The sequence below is a fragment of the Photobacterium sp. GB-210 genome (genome assembly GCF_003026075.1).
Classification (GTDB): domain Bacteria; phylum Pseudomonadota; class Gammaproteobacteria; order Enterobacterales; family Vibrionaceae; genus Photobacterium.
In genome coordinates this window covers 21,063-27,720 of record NZ_PYNU01000032.1, presented here as the reverse complement: position 1 = coordinate 27,720, position 6,658 = coordinate 21,063, and the positions used below count along the sequence as shown (strand labels likewise).

Here is a 6,658-nt window from a genome sequence, read left to right as displayed (position 1 = left end):
CTGATACTTACGTATCAATTGGTCACTAGTATCATTGATAAATCTTTCGACTTAACTTTTCAACGAGTGCCCACACAGATTGCATGGTCAAATTGTTAAAGAACAATACTGATTTGGTTGCTAGCCAGTGGCTTGCTCCGTGTCAGTGAGGTCGTATTATAGGGAGAGATTTTTTGCTGACAAGCCCTTTTTTAAAGAAAAATGCGCGCTTGAACAATCCTTAAACAATTCATCTTTTAACGATCAAGAATTCACCTAAAGAGATGGTTTTTATTAGATAAAAAAACGCCCTGCTTCAATGCAGGGCGTTTAGTCATAATGATTAAATGAAGTAATTAAATTTGCTCAGCAACAATTACATCATCTTTCACAGACAGTGTTATCACTTTACCCGGAACAAATTTACCTGATAACAAGTCTTGCGCTAATGGGTTTTCAATATATTGCTGTATCGCACGTTTCAATGGACGCGCGCCATAAACAGGATCAAATCCAGCTTCGGCAATCATATCTAACGCACTGTCTTCAACATCTAGACGGAAGTCTTTTTCAGCAAGGCGTTTTTTCAATCGTTCAAGCTGAATACTTGCAATATTCTTGATATTTTCTTTACCCAGTGGATGGAACACAACGGTTTCATCAACACGGTTAATAAACTCAGGGCGGAAGTGTTGTCCAACAACTTCCATTACAAGTGCTTTGATCCCCTCATAGTCAAGGTTTCCGAAATGCTCTTGAATACGATCTGAGCCCAAGTTCGATGTCATGATGATCACCGTATTACGGAAATCTACTGTTCGACCTTGACCATCAGTTAAACGACCGTCATCTAATACTTGAAGTAAGATATTGAACACATCAGGGTGTGCTTTTTCGACTTCGTCCAGTAATACTACTGAATATGGACGACGACGAACCGCTTCTGTTAGGTAACCACCTTCTTCATAGCCGACATAACCTGGAGGCGCACCCACTAGACGCGCTACTGAGTGTTTCTCCATAAACTCGGACATGTCGATTCGAACCATTGCTTCTTCACTATCAAACATAAAGTTTGCCAGTGATTTACAGAGCTCTGTTTTACCTACACCTGTTGGGCCTAAGAATAAGAAAGAGCCAATTGGACGTTGCGGATCAGCAAGACCTGCACGGCTACGACGAATAGCATTCGCAACAGCAACGACCGCTTCATCTTGACCAATGACACGATGGTGTAATTCGTCTTCCATACGAAGCAATTTATCACGCTCACCTTCAAGCATTTTTGATACAGGAATACCTGTCGCTTTTGATAAAACATCGGCAATTTCAGTATCAGTCACTTTGTTTTTCAACAAGGTCATTTCTTGCATTTCTGCTTGCGCGGCAAGATCTAGCTGCTTCTCTAACTCAGGAATACGACCATATTGTAACTCTGACATACGGTTTAAATCGCCAGCACGGCGAGCAATTTCCACATCAGTACGTGCTTGTTCAAGCTCTGCTTTAATATGTTGAGTACCTGACAGTGCTGCTTTTTCAGCATTCCACACTTCTTCAAGCTCTGCATATTCGCGCTCTTTTAGATCTAGCTCTTCAAGCAAATCACTGAGACGTTTATTACTTGCGGCATCATCTTCTTTTTCTAGCGCTTGCTGTTCAATCTTAAGCTGAATAATACGACGCTCAAGACGATCTAATGATTCGGGCTTTGAATCAATCTGCATACGAATGCTTGATGCCGCTTCATCAATAAGATCAATTGCTTTATCAGGTAACTGACGATCTGAAATATAACGATGTGACAATGTTGCTGCTGCTACAATCGCAGGATCGGTAATTTCTACATGGTGATGAAGCTCGTAACGCTCTTTCAAACCACGAAGAATTGCAATGGTATCTTCAACACTAGGTTCATCCACCAGCACTTTTTGGAAACGACGTTCAAGTGCCGCATCTTTCTCAATATACTGACGGTATTCATCTAATGTTGTAGCACCGACACAATGAAGCTCACCACGTGCCAATGCAGGTTTTAGCATGTTACCGGCATCCATTGAGCCTTCGCCTTTACCCGCACCAACCATAGTATGAATTTCATCGATGAACAAAATCACACGGCCATCTTCTTGCGATAATTCGTTAAGTACCGCTTTTAAGCGCTCTTCAAATTCACCACGGAATTTTGCACCCGCAATCAATGAGCCCATATCGAGAGAAAGGACACGCTTATCACGCAAGCCTTCAGGTACTTCACCGTTAACAATGCGTTGTGCTAATCCTTCAACGATGGCTGTTTTACCAACCCCAGGCTCACCGATAATCACAGGGTTATTTTTGGTACGGCGTTGCAATACTTGAATAGTACGGCGAATTTCATCGTCACGACCGATAACAGGATCTAATTTGCCCTGCTCTGCACGTTCGGTTAAATCGATCGTGTACTTCTCTAGAGCTTGGCGATTTTCTTCAGCATTAGGATCATCGACTTTTTGTCCACCACGAACTTGATCAATCGCTTGTTCAATATTTTTCGCCGTTAAACCTAATTCTTTAAATAACTCACCCAATGGGCCTTTATCTTCAGCTGCCGCTAAAATAAACAGCTCAGAAGAAATAAATTTATCTTTCCGCTTTTGTGCCAACTTATCGCACATATTAAGCAGTACGCCCATACCATGTGAAAGCTGAACTTCACCACCAATACCTGTTACTTTAGGCATGCGGTCTAATAGCTCAGCTAAGCGTGAACGTAACTGGGTAATATCGATGTTCAAAAGGGTGAGCAACGGACGCACGGTACTACCATCTTGATTAAGCAAAGCCACCATAAGGTGTGCAGGCTCGATATACTGATGGTCTCGTCCTAGAGCCAGCGACTGAGCATCAGATATTGCCGATTGAAATTTGCTGGTGAATCGGTCAAGACGCATAAGTTCTCCCAATAAATATAAATAAACTAATGCTATATATATGGATACTTAACAGGTATTTTTCAACTCTATAAATCGCAATATAATGCTGCAAAAAAAAAGCGAGCGATCTTTATGAAGATCACTCGCTTAGCAATAATTAACGACGTTAACCAATTACGTGCTATTTGTTATCCGCTAACCAAATCAATGAGGCCTGACGACCTGTTACCGCTTGTCGTCGATAGGAATAAAACTGCTGTTCATCAGTAAAAGTACAATACTCTCCACCATAAACAGCAGTGATACCTAATCGATTCAAACGCTGCTTTGCTAGTAAATACAAATCAGCCAACCATTTATCACCATGCGGAATAAAAGCACATTCGGCATTCGGATCGGCAGCCATAAATTGTTCTCGCACTTCACCACCGACCTCAAATGCGTTAGGCCCAATAGCTGGACCTAACCACGCCATAATATCGGCTGCGTTACAGTGAAATTTTTCCACTGCGTGCTCAATCACACCTGTAGCCAGTCCTCGCCATCCGGCATGAACCGCAGCAACTTCTGTTCCTTGCTTATCGCAAAATAAAACAGGTAAACAGTCAGCAGTCATGATGGCACAGGCTAATCCCGGAGAACGAGTAAAGCTACCATCAGCATCTGGTACTGATGAAAGTTCAGCATTAAGCTCAATCACATCAGCACTGTGGATTTGATTCAACCATGCAGGAGAATCCACAAGACCACAATGTTGTTTCAACAATTCACGGTTTTGATTAACAACAGCTTCATCATCCCCAACATGTAGCCCTAAATTCAATTCATGATATGGAGCTGCACTAACACCACCTAAACGGGTCGTACTTATCGCGCGCACATGTTTCGAGGCTGGCCAGTTAGGAATAATGACTTTCATTAATAATCGTCTTCGTTATTTTCTTGCGTGTCTTTACGCAAAATATCAATCATTGCCACCATATCAATTGGTAGCGGTGCATGCCATTCCATCTTCTCACCGGTGATCGGGTGATCTAATCGCAGCATACGTGCATGCAGTGCTTGTCGATCAAACGCACGCAGTGCCTGAATAAATTCAGGAGATGCATCACGTGGCGGACGAGGACGACCACCATAAATCACGTCACCAATTAAAGGGTGGCTCATGTATGACATATGAACACGGATCTGGTGCGTACGGCCCGTTTCAAGACGTAATACAATACGTGTATGTTCACGGAAACGTTCAGCAACACGGTAATGGGTGATCGCATCTTTACCCATTTCATGTACTGCCATACAGATACGCTTAGTTGAGTGGCGACCAATTGGCTTTTCAATCGTGCCACCACCTGTCATCTGACCGATAGCTAACGCTTCATACTCACGCGTAATCTTACGCTTTTGTAGTGCACGAACTAAACGCGTTTGTGCTTGAATCGTTTTAGCAACCACCATTAAACCGGTAGTATCTTTATCCAATCGGTGAACGATACCCGCACGTGGAACTTCAGCCAGAGATGGGCAATGATGCAGCAATGCATTCAGAACCGTACCATCTGGCGTACCCGCGCCTGGGTGAACAACAAAGTCACGAGGTTTATTGATAACAAGAATGTCATCATCTTCGTAAACGATGTCGAGAGGAATATCCTGTGCAACCCAACGCACTTCATCTTCGATCTCAGCTTGGATAAATAGCTCTTCGCCACCCATCATTTTTTCACGAGGTTTCTTGACGACATCGCCATTCACTGAAACCATACCGTTTAAAATCCAATCTTTAATGCGCGAACGCGAATAATCTGGATATAATTGAGCAATAACCTGATCCAGGCGCATGCCTAATTGGTTTTCACCAACTGTGTTTGTCAATTCTATTTGCTGTGCCATAGCGAACTTTTTAAAAAAGCGTGAGACTAATTGTCATACGCTGCGTAAAATGGACCAAGCTTTAAACTATGCTTGATGTAACCTATATAGTGTCATTGTATCTGTTAACGGCTCTAACCGTAATGGATCGAGCAAAATAAAATTTTTATCAAGGAAACTAACGCCGCAATGAAACGCCTGACAATCACGACTCTTCTTGCCGTAGCCCTTCTTTCAGGCTGTTCGAGTAAAGAAGAAGTAATACCAGATGTGCCACCATCAAACTTATATGCATCAGCACAGACCGCTTTGCAAAAGGGAAATTGGACATCGGCTATCGAACAATTGGAAGCGCTAGATTCACGTTACCCATTTGGTGCTTATTCCGATCAAGTACAGCTAGATCTTATTTATGCTTACTATAAAAGTGATGATTTAGCACTAGGTGAAGCAACGATTGAACGCTTTTTACGTTTAAACCCTGATAATCCACAAGCTGACTGGGTTGTGTATATGAGTGGTTTAACACATATGGCTCAAGATCGTAGCTTTATGCATGATATGTTTAATATCAATCGATTTGACCGTGATCCAACACCATCACGCCAAGCCTTCAAGGATTTTAAATACCTTTTAGAGCGTTACCCTGAAAGTGAATATGGTGCAGATGCTAAAGCACGTATGATCTTTTTGAAAAACCGTTTAGCGAATTATGATTTAGCTACTGCGGATTTCTATATTCGTCGTGGAGCATGGATTGCAGCAATTAACCGTTGTCAGCAAGTACAACGTTTATACCCTGATACGGAAGCTGCACGCCAATCATTAGCGCTGGAAAAAACAGCTTATGAAAAGCTGAACTTGCAAAAAGAAGTTGAACGCACCGATAAATTAATGAAATTAAACCCAGCCAACTAACCAGTAGTGCACTTTATTTCATAAAAAAATGGCAGCTTAAAAATAAGCTGCCATTTTTTATATTTAAAATAGTGTTTAAATTTTAACATTAATTAATGATTTTTATCGCTACACTGACTAGTTACAATGACTAAAAAACACTCATCGCATTAAAATTATTATATAAAACCCCTAGTTAGCACTAGCCACCAGCATTTCACCTTCCTTCATACTGCCTTAAATATTATTCTCACCTCAAGTACTTTTTATAAACTTTTTTGCTACAAACCCAAGATGATCACAGATTTTTTTGCTGATAATTATTAAAGGCTATAATGTGACACAGGTCACATTATTAAGTTCTAGATTTAGTAATCTGAATTCAACCCAACGAAGGGTAGCAAACGAGGAAGATAATTATGACATTAGAAATCACTGGTAAAAACATCGATATCACCCCGGCTATCCGTGAGCGTTTTGAATTTAAGTTCAATAAGTTAGAAAAACTTCAGGTGCCGCTAATCAAAAAACATGTTGTGATTAGCAAAGAGCCAAGCAAGCAATTTAAAGTCGAGGCTGCAGTAAACATTGCTGGAGGACAACTCGTTGCTTCTGCAGAGCATGACGACCTGTTTGGTGCGATTACAGAGCTTTACCAAAAGCTTGACCGACAGTTGAAAAAACAAGCTCACAAACCTAATGCTCGTCGTGCGAGCCATAGTGAAAAGCCAGAAGTGGCTGAAGACGAAGTTGAGCTAGATGAAGTTGAGTTAGACGACGCATACTAGAATATCATAAGGATTTTTAAAACAGCCCCGCTTATGCGGGGCTGTTTGTTTTAAGCAATACTGTTCTGATTATCTCAACATAACAATAGGGATCTTCCCTTATTATTTCCATTCTTAGCACTAGCCACTAATCTACTTGACAATAAATAGTGTGCTGCATAATGTGGCTAAAGATAAAAAATGACCAATTCGCTTATATCATCAAAG

5 protein-coding genes are annotated in these 6,658 nt (G+C 41.3%); 2 read left to right on the top strand and 3 right to left on the bottom strand.

Features of this window, described 5'->3' with window-relative positions:
- Positions 1-335 precede the first annotated feature (335 nt).
- From clpB to rluD, 3 genes are all read right to left on the bottom strand, one after another.
- Positions 336-2,912: an ATP-dependent chaperone ClpB gene (gene clpB, locus C9J38_RS20775; protein WP_107208714.1), complete on the bottom strand. Its 2,577-nt coding sequence runs from the start codon at positions 2,910-2,912 to the stop codon at positions 336-338.
- A gap of 163 nt (positions 2,913-3,075) precedes the next feature.
- The gene (gene pgeF / locus C9J38_RS20770; RefSeq protein WP_107208713.1) at positions 3,076-3,813 is read right to left on the bottom strand and encodes a peptidoglycan editing factor PgeF; all 738 of its coding nucleotides are present in this window, start codon (positions 3,811-3,813) and stop codon (positions 3,076-3,078) included.
- Positions 3,813-4,787 (bottom strand): 23S rRNA pseudouridine(1911/1915/1917) synthase RluD, encoded by a 975-nt coding sequence (gene rluD, locus C9J38_RS20765; RefSeq protein ID WP_005371544.1) that lies wholly within the window; start codon positions 4,785-4,787, stop codon positions 3,813-3,815. The genes pgeF and rluD overlap by 1 nt, the downstream gene beginning before the upstream one ends.
- A gap of 168 nt (positions 4,788-4,955) precedes the next feature.
- On the opposite strand from rluD, the gene bamD reads away from it, so the two are divergent.
- On the top strand, positions 4,956-5,684 hold the full coding sequence (gene bamD / locus C9J38_RS20760) for an outer membrane protein assembly factor BamD (RefSeq protein WP_107208712.1): 729 nt from the start codon (positions 4,956-4,958) through the stop codon (positions 5,682-5,684).
- Positions 5,685-6,082: 398 nt separating this feature from the next.
- Positions 6,083-6,451 carry a ribosome hibernation-promoting factor, HPF/YfiA family gene (hpf, locus tag C9J38_RS20755; protein WP_005371540.1) on the top strand — a complete coding sequence of 123 codons (369 nt, stop codon included), beginning with the start codon at positions 6,083-6,085 and terminating at the stop codon, positions 6,449-6,451.
- Positions 6,452-6,658 lie beyond the last annotated feature (207 nt).

Bases quoted from the DNA above. Each gene is read 5' to 3' on its own strand.
- pgeF (WP_107208713.1), bottom strand. From the start codon at position 3,813: ATGAAAGTCATTATTCCTAACTGGCCAGCCTCGAAACATGTGCGCGCG.
- clpB (WP_107208714.1), bottom strand. From the start codon at position 2,912: ATGCGTCTTGACCGATTCACCAGCAAATTTCAATCGGCAATATCTGAT.
- hpf (WP_005371540.1), top strand. From the start codon at position 6,083: ATGACATTAGAAATCACTGGTAAAAACATCGATATCACCCCGGCTATC.
- rluD (WP_005371544.1), bottom strand. From the start codon at position 4,787: ATGGCACAGCAAATAGAATTGACAAACACAGTTGGTGAAAACCAATTA.
- bamD (WP_107208712.1), top strand. From the start codon at position 4,956: ATGAAACGCCTGACAATCACGACTCTTCTTGCCGTAGCCCTTCTTTCA.